Origin of the sequence: Paenibacillus sp. D9 (genome assembly GCF_001188365.1) — a bacterium.
Classification (GTDB): domain Bacteria; phylum Bacillota; class Bacilli; order Paenibacillales; family Paenibacillaceae; genus Paenibacillus_O; species Paenibacillus_O humicus.
Genome location: NZ_JZEJ01000001.1, coordinates 2,589,333 through 2,605,667 on the forward strand (window position 1 = coordinate 2,589,333; position 16,335 = coordinate 2,605,667).

Annotated in this window: 10 protein-coding genes (1 of these 10 cut by a window edge); 6 read left to right on the plus strand and 4 right to left on the minus strand. The window is 60.8% G+C overall.

Going from position 1 to position 16,335, the window contains the following annotated elements; translation table 11 throughout:
• From VE23_RS11890 to VE23_RS11905, 4 genes are all read left to right on the plus strand, one after another.
• A protein-coding gene (locus VE23_RS11890) for an MFS transporter (protein ID WP_049868040.1) crosses the window boundary here: on the plus strand, positions 1–954 show its 3' portion. The gene continues 327 nt to the left of window position 1, outside the view; only the last 954 of its 1,281 coding nucleotides appear in the window; its start codon lies off the left edge, out of view; its stop codon occupies positions 952–954.
• Between the two features lie 37 nt (positions 955–991).
• Positions 992–1,570 (plus strand): winged helix-turn-helix domain-containing protein, encoded by a 579-nt coding sequence (locus VE23_RS11895; RefSeq protein WP_049868041.1) that lies wholly within the window; start codon positions 992–994, stop codon positions 1,568–1,570.
• A gap of 93 nt (positions 1,571–1,663) precedes the next feature.
• Positions 1,664–2,620, plus strand: a complete 957-nt coding sequence (locus VE23_RS11900; protein WP_049868042.1) for a class I SAM-dependent methyltransferase — start codon at positions 1,664–1,666, stop codon at positions 2,618–2,620.
• A 155-nt stretch (positions 2,621–2,775) separates the two neighbouring features.
• A complete protein-coding gene (locus VE23_RS11905) occupies positions 2,776–3,291 on the plus strand; it encodes a phosphoesterase (RefSeq protein WP_048746742.1) in 516 nt (171 codons plus the stop codon).
• Positions 3,292–3,421: 130 nt separating this feature from the next.
• Here VE23_RS11905 and VE23_RS11910 read toward each other — a convergent pair whose 3' ends face one another.
• Both VE23_RS11910 and VE23_RS11915 read right to left on the minus strand, forming a co-directional pair.
• Positions 3,422–10,393, minus strand: a complete 6,972-nt coding sequence (locus VE23_RS11910) for a glycoside hydrolase family 3 N-terminal domain-containing protein (RefSeq protein ID WP_049868043.1) — start codon at positions 10,391–10,393, stop codon at positions 3,422–3,424.
• 653 nt (positions 10,394–11,046) lie between these two features.
• Positions 11,047–12,291 (minus strand): hypothetical protein, encoded by a 1,245-nt coding sequence (locus VE23_RS11915; protein WP_157053947.1) that lies wholly within the window; start codon positions 12,289–12,291, stop codon positions 11,047–11,049.
• A 103-nt stretch (positions 12,292–12,394) separates the two neighbouring features.
• Here VE23_RS11915 and VE23_RS11920 point away from each other — a divergent pair, with 103 nt between their 5' ends.
• Positions 12,395–13,387: a phosphotransferase family protein gene (locus VE23_RS11920; RefSeq protein ID WP_049868046.1), complete on the plus strand. Its 993-nt coding sequence runs from the start codon at positions 12,395–12,397 to the stop codon at positions 13,385–13,387.
• A 102-nt stretch (positions 13,388–13,489) separates the two neighbouring features.
• On the opposite strand, the gene VE23_RS11925 is transcribed toward VE23_RS11920, so the two are convergent.
• Both VE23_RS11925 and VE23_RS11930 read right to left on the minus strand, forming a co-directional pair.
• The gene (locus VE23_RS11925; protein ID WP_049868048.1) at positions 13,490–14,332 is read right to left on the minus strand and encodes an aldo/keto reductase; all 843 of its coding nucleotides are present in this window, start codon (positions 14,330–14,332) and stop codon (positions 13,490–13,492) included.
• 187 nt (positions 14,333–14,519) lie between these two features.
• The gene (locus VE23_RS11930) at positions 14,520–15,740 is read right to left on the minus strand and encodes an MFS transporter (RefSeq protein ID WP_049868049.1); all 1,221 of its coding nucleotides are present in this window, start codon (positions 15,738–15,740) and stop codon (positions 14,520–14,522) included.
• 141 nt (positions 15,741–15,881) lie between these two features.
• Here VE23_RS11930 and VE23_RS11935 point away from each other — a divergent pair, with 141 nt between their 5' ends.
• On the plus strand, positions 15,882–16,241 hold the full coding sequence (locus VE23_RS11935) for a winged helix-turn-helix transcriptional regulator (protein ID WP_048746754.1): 360 nt from the start codon (positions 15,882–15,884) through the stop codon (positions 16,239–16,241).
• Positions 16,242–16,335 lie beyond the last annotated feature (94 nt).

Genomic DNA, 16,335 nt, shown 5'->3' on the forward strand with positions numbered 1-16,335 from the left:
AAAGGCTGGCTGCAGCCTTGGCACTTGTTCATCTTCACCTTCATGAACTCCTCCTTCGAGTGCTTTTCAGGCCCGGCTGAAATGTCTGTGGTTCCCCGGCTGCTGCCCAAAGAGCTGCTGCTAAGCGGCAACTCTCTAAGCGCTTCGTCCTCGCGAACAGCCGAGCTTGCCGGCGTAGCGGCGGCAGGCGCCCTGATTGCCGCCTTCGGCTTGTCAGGAGCCATCCTGATCGATGCCTGCACCTTTTTCACGGCTGCCGCGGTACTGGCATTCATGAGAATCTCTCCGACTGAAGACCACCCCCCTGCGGCTCCTTCCTCAACGGCCGCATCCTCCGAAGCAGCCTATTGGAGCCAGTTCAAGGAAGGCATGGCATTCGTGAGGTCCCACCGCCTGATCATGCTGACGATGCTCACCGCCGCCGTGCTCAATGTATGCCTCACCCCCCATAACGTCTTGGAGACGGTATATGTCAAAGAAGTTCTGCATTCCGGTCCGTCGGGCCAAAGCATCATGGGAATCGGATTCATGTGCGGCATGATCGCCAGCGGCTTGCTGATCAGCGCCTACGGCGCTCGTTATCGCAAAAGCTCTCTCATCGTCTTCGGCTGCTTGCTGCTTGGCGTCAGCCAGGCGCTATTTATCCTCCCATCTTTGATCCAATGGCAGCCGCTTGCCGTTGTCACCGCCTTTTCCATCCTGGGCGGATTCGCGGTCCCCATGATCGGAACGCCCGTGTCCACCTATATGATGGAGGTGACTCCAAAAAACATGCTTGGCCGGATCGGCGCTCTTTCCGGGATGATCGGCTCCTCGCTCATTCCGCTCGGTTCCGTGGCAACGGGTTTTGCCGGCCAGCATCTGCCCGTTCAAACCCTCTATCTCCTTGCCGGCCTGATCATGATCATTCCCGGCCTGCTGCTTTTAACCCAAAAGAATTTCATGAAATTATAGTATAATAAGGCGAGCATGTACGAAGCAGCAGACAGGAGTGGCCCTTATCGAAACGAAGGTACTCAAGACGATCGAGGAAATCCGAATTTTTTCCGATCCATACCGGATGAAAATCATGAATTTCTTTCATAAATCCGACCATCCGGCAACGATCAAGGAAATTGCGGACCGAATGGGCGAGGTTCCGGCCAAAGTGTATTATCATGCGCGCAAGCTTGAAAGCATCGGCCTGCTGGAGCTGGTCGAGACGAAGCAAATCAACGGAATTACAGCGAAATTCTATAAAGCCTACGACGGAACCGTCAATATAAGCCGGGACGAGGCGGATGACGAGTCCATCAAGGAAATTTTCCGATCCGAGTCCCAGAAGCTCGCCTCGAATATGTTCGACGCAGCCAAGGAGAAATATCTGGCAAGTTCTGAAGCCGGACGGAAAAGAACCGGCACCCTTTCCAACTCGGACGTTTACCTGACCAAGGAAGAAGCCGAGGAGTTCCTGAAACTGGCCATTGAATTCGCGCAGACCCACTCCAGGCGGACTCGCAGCGAACAAGCGGAATACCATCTTTTCCTTTCCCTTTCAGCGGTGAGCGAAGACGGACTGAAAAGCAAATAAAGCCCAAGCTGAAGGCCATGGACTACCGCATAGACGGCAAGCTTCCTTCGTGAATAGACTGTATGAACCGCTTTACGCGAAGGATGAGGTAATGTGAAAATAGACCTGGGCTGCGGGACGATCAAGCATCCAGGATGCCACGGGATCGACAAGCTGCCCTATGATGGCGTCGATCTCGTTCATGATTTCGATTCCCCGCTTCCGTTCGAGGCTGGAACCGTCGACTTCGTCATGGCTTCCAACAGCCTTCAATATGCCGCGGATGCGGATTTTGTGCTGCGCGAAATCTACCGAGTATGCCGTCACCGCGCCGTCGTGTGCATCGTCGTTCCGTATGCCCATGTCTCGGCGCACATCGCGAACCGCCGGTATCGTCAGCTGCTGAATGAGCACGCTCCCCGCTACTGGACGCGCCATCCGGTCTGTTACGTCGATCCGGACGAATACAAGCTTTCCGGCAGCCGGAATTGGTCCTTGATGGAAGAAGCCGTCGTCTTGCCGATCGAGGAAGAGGATGCCGAGCAGCAAAATGCCGAAGGGGAAAGCGAAGAGCTGGATCTGAGGCTGCTGAAGCTGGAATTTTTCTACTTCCCACCCTACGACGGGCTTTACGAGCCTCATGAGCTCTCCCTGCTTCGTCAGAGCCAGATGAATGTCGCCTACCAAATGATGCTCCATCTGGTCGTCGTCAAAGAACGGATTTCGGATGAAGAGATTTCGATCATGGCCGCGCAGCCTCTTGAAGAGCCTGCTTACGTGGACTCCCAGCGGTTTCGGCCGCAGGAGGAAAAAAGCGGCGAGCCGTTTTTATACACGGGTCCGATGGATCTGCTCCTGGACGGAATGCGGGCGGGCGAGGCCGGTTCGGCTTCGGCATCCATTCCCGAGGAAGCCGCTTCTCCGGCTGCTCAGCAGTCTCCGCCGTCCAATCGTCGCCACGATTCCTCCAGGCGAAAAAAGCGAGCGGCGCGCAGCCCCAAGAAAACGCCGCCTGCCCGAAATAAGCCCAACCGAAGCAAGCGTGCCGGAAAACGGAAGCCGTCTAAATAAAGCCGTCAGGATCGTTTCCTGCGGCTTTTCCGCCTTTATTGCGGAGGACGACAGCATGCTGCGCATCATGGACGTACCTTGCCGGACTTATACATCTAGGCGAAGATGGAAACAATCGCTTCATAGCGCATGCAGCCGATAAGGGAGGAACAGCCATGCCGGAAATATTTGTCACATCGGACCATCATTTCGGACACCGGGAAATCATCGATTATGAATCCCGGCCGTTCGCCGATGCCGGGGAAATGGATGCCGCCATGATCCAACGCTGGAACGAGGCCGTCTCCGAGGGAGATACCGTCTACCATCTGGGAGACTTCTCCTTTGGCGGCTTGGGCAGAACCCGGGAAATCGTCGGCGCCTTGAACGGGTACAAGCATCTGATCCTCGGCAACCACGACCGCGACCGGAGCCGCGAATGGTGGCTTGAGGCCGGCTTCGACGAAGTGCACGAGCAGCCGATCGTATACCGAGGCTTCTACTTCCTCAGCCACGAGCCCATGTACATGAACCGCAGCATGCCTTATTTGAACGTGCACGGACATATCCATGGTCAAAAATACGCCGGGCGCAGTTATTTCAACGTCTCGGTCGAGCATTGGGACTATCGTCCCGTCTCCTTCGCGCAGGTGCTTGACTTCGTTGCTTCCGGGGAAGATCGGTCCACATGAATACGGACCTGCCTGCTGTCTGCATCGGCGTGCCGGACAGCCCGACTCTCCTCCTGGCGCTTCCGCTTTGGAAGGGATAAAAAAAGCTTCCCGGCCGCAATGGCCGGGAAGCTTTTTCTCCTTGGACGGGTCAGTCCATCCAAGCGTACAGACGATAGATCAGCACGGCTGCCTCTGCGCGTGTCGTCAGGCCTGCCGGGTTCAGGCTGCTGCCATCCCCTCTCAGCAGTCCCGCCTTGACGAGCGCCGCTGCGGCTTCAGCCGCATACGCCGCTACAGCGGACCGATCGTTGTAGCCGTCAAGATCGGAGACGGACGCCTCCGGCAGCGGCCGGCCTGCCAAATTCAGGGCTCTGGCTGCCATTGCCATCATTTCCTGCCTGCTTATCGGTGCCATAGGATCGAAGCTTCCATCCTCCCTGCCTGCCGCGATCCCAAGCGATTTGGCGATTGCCGCCTCCTCCTCGTAATAGGAGCCCGCCGGAACATCCGCGAAGGAAGCTCCTGCTTCACCGCGAAGACCGAGCGCCTTCACGAGCATGAGGACGAAGTCGGCCCGGCGCACATTCGCGGCTGGCGTGAAGACTTCAGCTCCTGTTCCTCGGATGATGCCCTTGGCGGCCAGAGCGTCGATAGCTTCGGCTGCCCATGTCAGATGAACCGTATCCTTGAATTCCTTGACCACATATTCAATCTGGAAATCCCCAAGCAGCGAAGTCTGGAACTCGACAGTGCCCGAGCCCGCTCTGTAGCGGGCGGTCGGCACCGCTGCGGCGATACCTTTTTCGTCCGACATCCGCACCGTTATGCGCTGCGGATGTGCGGACTGTTCCACGCCTGCCGAGTACGGCAGCTTGACCCCTACCGCTTGCAGCTTGCCGCGCCAGAGGAGAGATTTGCCGGCAGCCGAGAGGGTGATTCGTACGCCGGATGGGCTTGCCGCGCCTTGGATCCGGGCTATTTCGAGCTCCACGGTTCCGGATGCGGGATCTCCGTACCCTTTCAGCATTTCCGCCGGAAGCGTCACGATCCCGGCAGCCGTTCGAATCTCAAGCGCGGCTTTGCCGTCTGTCAGAGCGGCCGCCGGTATGGAGATCCGGTACCCTCTTGCTCCCGACAGGGCGGGAACTTGAATCGAGATGCCCGCCGCTCCCATACCTGCCGCACGCTTCAGCTCATCGGCGCCGATGGAGGCAGCGGCTATTCCCGATGCGGGATCAAGCACAGGAACGGCGGTCGTGATGTCCGCTCCGGAAGGGGCCGCCGATGGAGATGGCGTTGGCGACGGAGTCGGCCAGTATGGCGGCCAAGGCGTCGGCGTCGCCGAAGGTGTCGCGCTCGGCGTCGTCGAAGGTGTCGCGCTCGGTGTCGCCGATGGCGTCGCGCTTGGCTGCGATTTGCCGGTTACATACGTGAATGCGGCCGTGAAGCTGCCCGGCAAGCCATCCTTGAAAGCGGCTGCGCGGATGACGGCGGTTCCGGATACCGCGATTGGACCGTTTGCTGCGATACCGTTGTCCGGAGCAGGCAGCGAACCGTCCAGCGTATAGTACACCGTCGCGCCATCGGTCGCGCTCGCCAGCAGCAGCTCCTGCGGCGAGTCATACTTGCCCGCTTTCAGGGAAGCGGACGGAACCGCTGCCCGGCTGAGCGCCGGCCGGTTCTCTTCGGACGTCGGCTCCAGCCGGATCCAGTCGATGTTGAAGCCGTCTCCCTGGTCCAGCACGCCGATCTCCTGCACGCCCGCCTTGAGGGAGACGATATGGGAGACGGTCTTGTACGCGCCCCAATCGCCTGTGGACGGCAGCGCCGCGGTGCCTTTCAGCTCGCCGTCCGCGAACAGGGCAGCGGATACTCCTCCTTGCTTCGTCGCGTAGCGGTAGGTCGCCTTGTAGTTGCCGTCCTGCGGGACGTCCACCCGATAACGCAGCAGATTGCCCGCATTCGTGTAGCCCACGTTGGCCGTTCCGGCCGCTTTATTCGTCTCGATGGCATTGCGTCCGGAATCGAAGTAGCTCTCCGCCTCGATGTTCAGGATGCCGCCAGCGTCCGCGGCGAAGAGGTGGAGCGGCTCGATGGCCAGCGCCCCGATCTCGAAGCCCTCCACGTTCGCGGCCAGGCGCAGCGTGATTTCGCCTTGCGGCAGCGCGGCCGTCTTGCGGCTCTTCACCCAGTTCCCGTAAATCTGCGGGACGTCGTACGACGCCAAGACAGCGTCTCCGAGCTTGAGATCGAACGCGCCCATGCCGCCGGCTTGAGAGCTCATTTCAAGCGTGAAGGTGTAGCTGCCCGCTTCCGGGACATCCAGCTTGTAGTCGATCCAGTCGCCAGCCTTGATGCCGGTCAGCTTATGGCCGTCCGCCGCTCCCCCCGCGCCCTCGGAAGGGCCGCTCATAGCGGCGTAATCAAGCGCGCTTGCGGTGCCCGGAACCGGAATAAGCGGCGGGTTGTCCTTGCGGACGATGCGCGGACCGATCTCGATCCAGTCCAGCGATACGTTCGTTCCGCCAACGGACAGGCGGAGCGTATGCTCCCCCTTGGACAGCGGAATGGCCGAGGTCAGCGTCGTCCATTCGTCGGACGCGGCGAGGGAATCCTGTTGGACAGCTCCTCCTCCGTCCAGCTTCCAGGAAGCGTCGGCGGCCGAGTCTCCGCCACGGGTCCGGTAACGGTAGGTCAGCAGATAAGCGCCGTCCTCCGGCACGCTGACCCGGTAATCCAGCCAGCTGCCCGGAACCGTACCGGCCGCTCCGTCTTCGATGAGAACGCCGGAGGACTCGTCCGCCTGCTCGGCTTGAATCCGCTTCGGCAGGGCGGCGGCGCTATTGCCGGCCGTCGTCAAGCGAATGTCGCGCAAGCTGTAGCCGGTCCCTTCCGCCGTCACGCCCAGAGCGTGCTCGCCGGCGGGCAGCGCCAGCTTGACCCGCGCATAGCCGTACGGATTCGGCCCTGCGTAAGTATCGCGCGTCACCGTCAAGGTCCCGGCATCCGAGCCGTCGATCGAGATGGCCGCAGAAGCGCCGGAAGGCTGTCCGGCATAACCGAGATCGAGGAAGTAGCTGCCGGCCTTCTTGACCGTCAGGTCGTACGTGAAGGAAGCCGGCTCGGACGACTCGCCTTCATTGAGGCCATATACTTCGCCCGTAACCGTATCGGTCTGATAGACGCCTCTAGCGCGGTCAAAGTCCGCCGCGCGGAAGCTGCCCGGCGCGGTCCGGCCCAGCTCGGGACGAATCCACGAGAACGTGGTGACCGCCTTGGCCGGAACGACCGCGGAGATCTGCGTGCCGTCGCTCATGAGCTTGATCGGCTGGTCCTTGTCGGTCTGGTTGATTGCGACAGTTACGACCTTGCGTCCGTCCGGACTGACAAAGGCGACATTCGTCACGGTGCCGGAGGAGCCGTAATCGCTCTCGATCCTTTTGTAGCCAGGGAGGACGAACTTCGAGAATTGGCCCATCAGGTACGTCTCCGGAGCGATCCAGTAGTTGTCGCGGTCCGAGGAATCCTGGATGACCGGAGTCGGATCCGGCGTGCCGACCCACTGATGCGACTTGATGTCGCTGTCGAGCATGACAACCCAGGAATTGTAGCTGCGCGCCCAATTGCGGAAGTACTGGGCGATGCGGTCGGCTCCCTTCGTGCCCCAGACCGCGCGTTCGGTCAAGTAGACGTTTTTGTCCGGGAACAGGTCATGCAGCTTGGTCATCTCGCTCAGCTCTCCGCCGTAATCGTGGAAAGCCGTTCCGTCCACTGCCGCGTATGCGGCCTTGTCGCGCAGAAGCTGGGCGGGATAAGCCATCGTGTCGCCCGGATTGTGGTCGTACGTGAGCAGTCCGACGTGTCCGAAGCCCGCCGCATCCAGCTTCTGGCGCAGCAGCACCATCAGCCTTGCCTGCTGCTGCCAAGACATTTTCGTGCTCGGATAATCGATTTCCAGCAGAGGCTCGTTCTGCACGGTCAGCATTTCCATCGGAATGCCTTCCGCTTGGTAAGCCTGCACGAACTTCACGAGATAGTCCGCATAGACCGGCAGATACTCCTCCTTGATTTCTCCGCGGATCATGCTGCCCGTCGTTTTCATCCAGCCTGGCGCGCTCCACGGAGAAGCGAAGAACTTCACGTCCGGGTTGATCGCCTGGATTTCCTTCAGCGTGGAAATGATGTGCAGGTCGCGGTCCTTCTGAATCGAGAAATGCTCCAGGCCCGGATCGGTCTGTCCTGCCGGCATGTCATCATAGGTGTAGAACGGCTGCCCGGTGAAATCGGCCGTGCCGATCGTCACGCGCACAAGGCTCATGCCCGCCCCTTCCGCCGGATCGAACAGCTTGCCCAGCAGCTCCTTGCGCTTGTCCGCCGACATCTTGGCGAGATTGCCGACCGTCGATTCCTCCATCGACGAGCCGATGCCGACCATGGATTGATAAGTCACATCCGGATCGAGGGAAAGGACCGTTCCAGCGGCTTCGTTCGGCCGGACGATATCGAGAGGCTGCTGCTGCTCCAGCTTTTTGTCCTCCGGCTTGGAACGGTCCGCATAATACCACTGGATATTGCCGGGATCGCGCTCGCTCGTCGTCCAGCTCTGCACCGCGTCCGCCTGAATCACCTCCGGCACCGTGCCGTCCCCCGGCTCCCCGGTGCCGGGCTGGCCTCCGTCAGCCGGAGCGTCTCCCGTGCGGGAGAACTTCAGCCAGTTGAGGTTCATGCTCCCCCCCGTGAACAGGATGCGCAGGCTCTGCCTGCCTTCGGCGGCTATCGGAACGCCATGCAGGACGGCCGTCCCCCAGTCCTGGTAGCTGTTGATTTTCGGCAGCTTCACGGAGCCGAGCTCCTTGGCGGTTCCGTCCAGAATCTTGACGCCCGATGAATCTCCCCAAGAGGCGTAGCGCACCTCGACGTCGTACAGGCCGCTTTGCGCATTGACTTCGTATTGGAGCCAGTCGCCGGCATCGATATAACCGACGTTCTTGCCTCCGCCTTCATCCTGGGTAGTTTCCGTCTGCACCGCTCCCGGCGCGCTCATCGCGCTGTAATCCTCCGCCTGCACGACGCCCGGAACCGGAATGCTCGTGTCCGGCTGAGCCGGAGGCTGCGGCAGATCATCCGGAGTCGGCTGCGACTTGGTCAAGCCGTACCCCGTCTTGAACAGGAACTGCCCGGAATCGCCGGCATGATCGTAGGCGCTCAGGCTGAACGGCCATTTCAACGGCAGCTTGCCCGTAAAGTCCTTGCTCCCGAGCAGCACGTCCGCGACTCCATCGCCCTCCGTGCCGGGGAGCCAGGCGGCTACCAGCCCCTGGATGTCCTTCAGCTGGTCGCCGATCGTCATCGGGCGGCCCGAGACGAGCACGAGAACGATCGGCAGCTCCGGATCGGCAGCCCGAACGTTGGCCAGCGTGGCCAGATCCTCTGTATTCAGGTTAAGGTTGGACGTATCCCCGTCCGATTCGGCATACGGCATCTCGCCGACAACGACGATGGCCGCGTCATGGCCTTTCGCGCCGCGGCCATGCTCGTTGTAGGTCACCTTCTTGCCGCCGGACTCCGCCGCCTTCTGCAAGCCTTGCAGAATCGTCGTGCCTTTGGTGATCGCCCCGGCGCTGCCCTGCCATGTGATCGACCAGCCGCCTGCCTGCCTGCCGATATCGCCCGCCGCCTTGCCGGCAACGAAAATATCCTTCATTCCGGACAGCTGGGACATAATCGGCGACTCGGAGCCGTCCTCGCCCGGAACGACATCGTTCTTGAGCAGCACAAGCGACTGCGCGACCGCTTCGCGAGCGACCGCCCGGCTCTGAGCCGAGCCGAATGCGGCCTGTTGATCCGGGTCGGACTTCGGATGCTCGAAGACGCCGGAATCGAACTTCACCGTCAGGATCCGCGACACGGCGTCGTCGATCCGCGCCTGTGAGATTCCGCCTTCCTCGGCCAGCTGCTTGAGGTCGGTCACGACCTCCTTCCACTTGTCCGGCTCCATGATCATGTCGACGCCCGCGTTGACGGCCGTCTTGACCTGGGCCTTCAAGCCGCTGACGGCGTTGCCCTGCCAGTCCTTCGTAATCTGGTCGATCGCGTTGTAGTCGGAGACGACGAAGCCCTTGAACCCGAGCTCTCCCTTGAGCTTGTCCTGCAGGAGCCGCTGGTTGGCATGCATCTTGAGGCCCTGAATGCTGTGGTACGAAGCCATTACCGTGCCGACGCCCGCTCGGACGGCCGCCTCGTACACCTGCTTCTCAAGCGCCCAGATCTGCTCCTCCGAGTACCGCGTCACATTGCCCTGGTTGATGCCGTTGTCGGTGTAACCCTCCCCGATAAAATGCTTCGCCGTGGCCACGACCTTGTCCGGCCGCTGCAAATCTCCGGGCTTCCCGCCCTGCAGCCCCTTGATGTAAGCCGCTCCAAGCTCCGCCGCAACAGCCGGATCGTCGCCGAAGCCTTCGTAGGTCCGGCCCCAGGAGATGTTCTGGACGTCGGCGAGCGTCGGCGCGAACGTCCAGTTGATGCCGGTGGCGCGGATTTCCGCCGCTGCCGCAGCGCCCGCCTTTTCGGCCAGCTCGGCGTCATGCGTCGCAGCCAGGCCGATATTATGAGGAAACAGCGTGGCGTCCTTGACGTTGTTATGGCCGTGCACGCCGTCCACGCCGTACAGGAGCGGAATGCCGAGACGCGTCGACAGAGCGCCGTCCTGATAGCCGTTGTACAGCTTGGTCCACTGCTCAAGAGTGCTGTCGGCCAGCTTGCCGTTCGGGAACGAGCCGCCGCCGCTGAACACCGAGCCGAGCCCGTAGGCCAGAACATCCTCCGGCGTGACGGATGCCCGTTCCGCCTGGACCATCTGGCCGACCTTCTCGTCCAGCGTCATCCGGCCGAGCAGGTCCGCGACGCGTTCTGCCGTCGGTTTCGACGGATTGTAATAAGCCGGCAGCGACGCCGGATCTGCCGGCGCGGCGGCGGCATGCAGCGGCAGCAGGCCGAGCAGCAGCGAGCCGGCCGTCGCTCCAGCCAGCCACCGTACCGCCGGGCGGCGTACGGACGGAGATCGGCGGCTGAATCGGCCGCTTCTGGACTTATCGGCCTGGGTTCTTTTCATCGTTGGCATGAATGGCTTGAACCTCCCTGTGAATGAATAATGCCTTAAATGTTATCGATTACATTTTGCGGAATGAATCCGAATTACTTTGCCGGCCGGCTTCCCCCTTCGCGTCCAAAACAATCCCGCCTATTTCGTAAGCGTTTCCATTTTGAAGCGGCTTGTCTCTTCAGTACCCCTGCTATCCCATCAAACGCGTCGACAGAGCAACCCTCGATCCAGGCGATGCTCCATCGGTCAAACAAGGCGGCAGCAGCGTCCATCAAACGGGACAACCATGTCACTAAGGCGGCTCAAGCGGTCAGGGCAGTCTCGCGAAGAAGAGCAAACGCGGCATATTATCCCTTTCACTATAGAGTCGCGGCCATTAAGGAGGCAAGGGACCAAACTCCCGGAATGCAGACCATTCCCCCTTCGGCAGCGGGGATTACGGTGCGATGTTTGGCAGGTCTTTTGCCTCAGTGCCTTATGAAATCGGTTACATCGTGTCAATCCGAGGTCCTGCTCTCTTGTCGAAAGGAAGCCTTGGAACTATGCGCGCGCCTGTCGAACCTTCAACCGGAGTCCGACGAAAGACCTGCTTTTGTCGAACTCCTCTATCCGGGAGGGGATTGGAAATCCCAAAGAAAATAACCCATATAACCGCCTCGGCATGGCCATCCTCATCGAGCGCCGGACTTCGCCCTCGGTGCCGTCCCTGTTATACTTGGAGCGAGCGACTGGAGCGGCATGCCTTCCGGCGGACAGGCAGCCCACGGCCCGATCGGGGCGGCGCGGTACGTTTTGCCCGGCTGGAGGCTCCAGCCCGGAAGCAGCCGGAATTCGCCCGCCGCGCCGTCTCTGCTGCCCGGAACGTACGAAGCCCGCTTGGACGCCTCGCCATGGCAGGCGAGCTGCAGCATGCGTCCGGCGAATAGATCGCAACCAGGGTCGGCGGCAAGCTCGACCCGGATCAGATCCGGCTCGATCAAGCGGACTCCTTTGATCTTGAGCGCTTGCCAGGCGCTCCCCGTGAACTCGTCCCGGCCGATCCGGCCCCAATCCATATCCGCTGCATAGAGCTGTCCCGGAGTGAACGCATACCCTTCGGGCAGGCGAAACTGCGGGGCCTGCACGCCGCCTTCGAGCTGTGTCCTCTCCACATATCCGGCAAGGAGAGGCAAGCCTCCTGCAGGGCACACCCGTACCGTCTTTCCCTCCAAAGGCGGCACGATCTGATAGTGCCTGCCGCCGCTCACGTTGTCCGGATTCAGCTTCAGCAGCGGGCCCGAGCAGTCCGTCCCGGCTTCATCCGCGCACACCATCCCGCAATCGGCGACGCCGTCGGCGAGAAGCGGCACCACTTCAATGGTGTCGTACGAGATCTGCCGCACATAACGGAAGAAGAGGCGGTCTACGCCGGCTTTGAAGCCAAGCTTGTCGCCGCCCCGATAGGAGAGCGTGTAACGCTTGCCCGGCTGCTGCAGAGCAGTCGGGACGATGTAGCTGGCCTTCGTCCCCGCCTTCAGGCGGGGCGTACCGGACAGCTCCAGATCGCTTCCAAGCTTGAACGAGGCCCTCGCCGTATCCGCCTCGAGCTCCTCGTCCGCCAGCGGCCTGCTGAAAATGACCTGAATCGAGATGGGACTCAGCGCATCAACCTGCAGCAGCTCCTTCGGAAGGAACTTGGCCAGCGGCTTCGGCACGGACTTGGTCTTGCCTCCCGGCGCTCCCTTGCCTTCCTTCGAACCGAAGCTCCCAAACCTGCCGAAGAGGCCTCGGCTGTCGAAGCTGGCAGGCATGCCGAGCGGAACAGCCGCCGTCAACGCCAAGCCGGCTCCTTGCTGCCCAAGCAGCCGGAACCGTTCAGGGAACGGTTCCACAGGGGAATGTTCGGACACGCCGTCAGCAGAAAACGGTTCAAGCACAGGCTCTCACTCCATCTCGATATTGGCATATGCCTACTTTATGCTTTTGCAGGATTGTTGGTGAGATGACTGCAATTTGGATTTGAAAGGGGAGACCCGACGTATGAAGGAAAATTGGGAACGAGGAGAAACGCCGCCCGAGCCGGAGCCGCACATCATCCGCGAGCTTGCTGCAGCCGCCTTGCCGGAGCTGCGGCATTGCACGCCTCGACGCACCGGAGCCGGGCTCAGCAACCTCGTGTACAAACTGGATTCGGGAGGGCGTTCCTACGCCCTGAGAATCTACAGGCAGAATGCTGTGGTCGCGCGCAAGGAAGCGTCCATTTCCCGCTTGCTCGCTGGAAGCCTTCCGGTGCCGCGCCTCCTGGCTTCCGACTGGAGCGGCTCGCTCTATCCTGCTCCTTGGGCGATCATGGAATGGATGCCCGGCGTGCTGCTCGCGGACGAGCTCCGCTCCGGCAGCATGGATGCCAAGTCGGAATGGCATCATGCAGCCGGCCGTACGCTGGCGGCCATCCATGACATCCGGTTCCAGGAAGCCGGCTTCCTGGACGGGGAGCTTGCGGTCAGCGAGCCGCTCGCCTTGAACGGAGAGGGCTGGCGGCAATTCATCGCGCATTGCCTGGAGGCGGCAGCAGGAAGCCTGCTTGGAACGGAAGCGACGCGGAGGCTCGATCATTTCGGCGTCAGCTTCTCGCCTCTTCTCGACCTGCATGCCATGTTGCCCGTGCTCGTCCATTCCGACTACAACGCATTGAACGTGCTTGGCGTGAGGACAGGCGGCCGCCGCGAGCTGTCGGCCGTTCTCGACTGGGAATTCGCCTATGCCGGCAGCGCCATGGCGGACATCGGCAACTGGCTCCGCTACGAGCCTCGCGGCACCGCGGCCGAGGAAGCCTTCGCCGCCGGCTACCGGTCAGGCGGAGGCTTCCTGCCGGAGCGGTGGCGGGAGCTGTCGCTGCTGGAGGATATGGTGGCGCTATGCGACTTGCTGAGCCGCTCCGGGGAGCATGCTCCCATCCGCACGGCGGATCTGCGGCGGCTGATCGGCTTCACGATGGACCGGGCCGAGGAAGGGCGGCAGAATGTGATCTAGGGCGTCCGTTCGCCGGCGTCCTGCCCTTCGGCTCGCCCCTTCAACAAAAACGCTCCGCAGCGGAAGGTTTCCACCTTCCGTCTGCGGAGCATGTTTTCGTGCTTAAAAATCGAAGTTGTCCGGGTCCGGGCCAACGCGGCGGTTCTCGTTGAGAGCGTCGATGGACTCCATCTCGGTCGGCGTCAGCTCGAAATCGTCGACGGCTGCGTTTTCGGCCAGCCTCTCCGCCTTCGTCGATTTCGGAATCGTGATGACGCCATGCTGGAGATCCCAGCGAATAAGGACCTGCGCGACGGATTTGCCGTGTCTGGAGGCAATGTCCGACAGCAGCGGATGATCCAGCAGCTGGCCCTGCATCAGCGGCGACCAGGCTTCCAGCTGGATGCCTTGCGCCTTGGCGAAACGGCGCAGCTCCGGCTGCGACAGCAGCGGATGGAACTCGACCTGGTCGACCATCGGGCGCACCGCAGCGTCCTTCATCAAATCCTCCAGATGGCTGACATGGAAGTTGCTGACGCCGATCGCCTTCACACGGCCATCCTTGTACAGCGTCTCGAGAGCCCGCCAAGCATCCTTGTATTTCCCGGCAACGGGCCAATGAATCAGGTACAGATCCAGATAATCCAATCCTAATTTGCTCAAGCTGGCCTCATAGGCGGCCAAGGTCTCCTCATAGCCGAGGTCGGCATTCCATACCTTCGAGGTGACGAACAACTGATCCCGCGACAGTCCGTTCTCCTCCAGCGCTTCCCGGATGCCCTGCCCGACGCTGCTTTCGTTGGCATAGACAGCGGCCGTATCGATGCTCCGATAACCAAGGCGAACGGCGGCCTTGACCGCCTCGACGAGCTCCTGCCCCTCCTCGACCTTGAATACCCCCATGCCGAGCCAAGGCATGGCGACCCCGTTGGCCAGCGCAACCGTTCGATTCGTAAATGCGTTCATTCCCATCTCCCTTTCCTTGATTCTTGTTCATGCATCCTTGTGCAATGCAACCTCGGTCTTTGGCTCTTGCTCCCGTGTCCTGACTGCACTTGCATGACTGCTCTAGCCGCGACTGCTCTTTATGGCTGCATTTGCATGACTGCTCCTGCTTTCCAGCACGCAATTCAACTTCAACACTGCCTGAAGCTTAGACCGTCTGCCTTTCGGCAGCCATCGCTTCAACCTTCGAGCTTTTCTTCTCCAAGAGCAGGCTCCATGCGGTCAAAACAACTGCGGACGCCACCATGACAGCTCCCATCCACGTGGTATGGATCAACCCCATATGGTCGGTCACCATGCCGCCCAGCCAAGCTCCCAGCGCGATGCCGCCGTTGAATGCGGCAATGTTGACGGCCGAAGCGACATCGACCGCCTTGGGAGCGTAACGCTCCGCCAGCTGCACGACATGGAGCTGGAGTCCCGGCACGTTCATGAAGGCGAACAGCCCCATCGCGAACACCGCGATCAGTCCGGCGATCTTATGCGGCAGCGCCGCCATCATGACGAGCAGGATGACGGCTTGTACGGCGAACATGGCGAGCAGGGCCGGCAGCGGCCTGCGGTTGGCCGCTTTTCCCCCGATGAGATTCCCGATGGCAATGGCGATTCCGTACAGAAGCAGAATCAGCGCCGCTGCGGATTCCTTGAATCCGGTTATCTCGTGGAGCAATGGGGATAAATAAGTGAAGACGACAAACGTCCCTCCATAACCGAGCGCCGTGATGAGGAAGGCCAGCACAAGCCTGCCGCTCGTCAACAGCTTGACCTGCTCCTTCAGCGGCGTCCTTTCTCCCTGACGCAAGCCTTGAGCGGGCACAAGCACCCATGCCGCTGCGAGAGCGATAATTCCGATGAGCACAATGCCGATGAAAGCGGAACGCCATCCCAGCTGCTGGCCGATGAAGGTCCCGAGCGGAACTCCCGTCACCGTCGCGACAGTAAGGCCCGTGAACATGGCCGCGATTGCGCTGGCACGCCTGTCCTCCGGAACCAGATCGGCGGCGATCGTCGAACCGATCGACATGAACACGCCATGCGCGAGCGCCGACAGCACCCGGGCCGCGAGCAGCATGCCGAAGCCGGTCGAGAAGGCGGCCAGGCTGTTGCCGGCGATGAAGACCAGCATGATGGCGATCAGCAGCGTCTTGCGGGGAATGGACGACGTCAGCGATGTCAGCACCGGGGCGCCGAACATGACCCCGAGCGCGTACAGCGTCACGGTCAATCCGGCCATCGTGACCGGTATGTCCAAATCTCCGGAAATCATCGGCAGCAGTCCTACGCTGATGAATTCCGTCGTTCCAATGGCAAAGGCGCTGATGGCAAGCGAAAGCAGCGCCAGCGTATTTTTTCTTGAGCTTGATTGCACTTGAATTCAACTCCTTGATGTTATCTCGTGCCGGTAAATGCTATTATGGAACTGTAACAACAATTTGAACAGAACGCACTTTCAAGTGCCATAGCTACTTTTTAGTTCCTTTTGCGAAGCAAGGAGAGTGAAACCGCAACCATGAAAAAATACAATATCGCGGTCGAGGCCACGCTGGACGTCATCGGAGGCAAATGGAAGACCGTCATCCTGTGCCATCTGACGCATGGAAAGAAGCGGACCTGCGACTTCCGCCAGCTCATGCCGAACATTACGCAGAAGATGCTGACCCAGCAGCTGCGCGAGCTCGAGCAGGACGGCATCGTGAACCGCATCAGCTACAACCAGGTGCCGCCGAAGGTGGAATACGAGCTGACCGATTATGGCAAGTCCCTTCAATCCATTCTGACCTCGCTATGCGAATGGGGCGACCGCCATCTGGAGAAGACGTACGGCAACCGGTTCGAGGCGCTGGAGGAAAGCGTCCTGAATCCGCGATGAATCCGGCCAGCAACCGTTCGGGCAGAACATTTCATTTCCAATCGAAAAAGGCCGGAGCCGCAGAAGTTCTGCATGCTCCAGCCTTTTTTCTGTC

What these genes read in the sequence shown, in the direction of transcription:
- VE23_RS11920 (WP_049868046.1), top strand. Translation starts at nt 12,395, where the DNA reads ATGAAGGAAAATTGGGAACGAGGAGAAACGCCGCCCGAGCCGGAGCCG.
- VE23_RS11910 (WP_049868043.1), bottom strand. Translation starts at nt 10,393, where the DNA reads ATGCCAACGATGAAAAGAACCCAGGCCGATAAGTCCAGAAGCGGCCGA.
- VE23_RS11905 (WP_048746742.1), top strand. Translation starts at nt 2,776, where the DNA reads ATGCCGGAAATATTTGTCACATCGGACCATCATTTCGGACACCGGGAA.
- VE23_RS11935 (WP_048746754.1), top strand. Translation starts at nt 15,882, where the DNA reads ATGAAAAAATACAATATCGCGGTCGAGGCCACGCTGGACGTCATCGGA.
- VE23_RS11925 (WP_049868048.1), bottom strand. Translation starts at nt 14,332, where the DNA reads ATGAACGCATTTACGAATCGAACGGTTGCGCTGGCCAACGGGGTCGCC.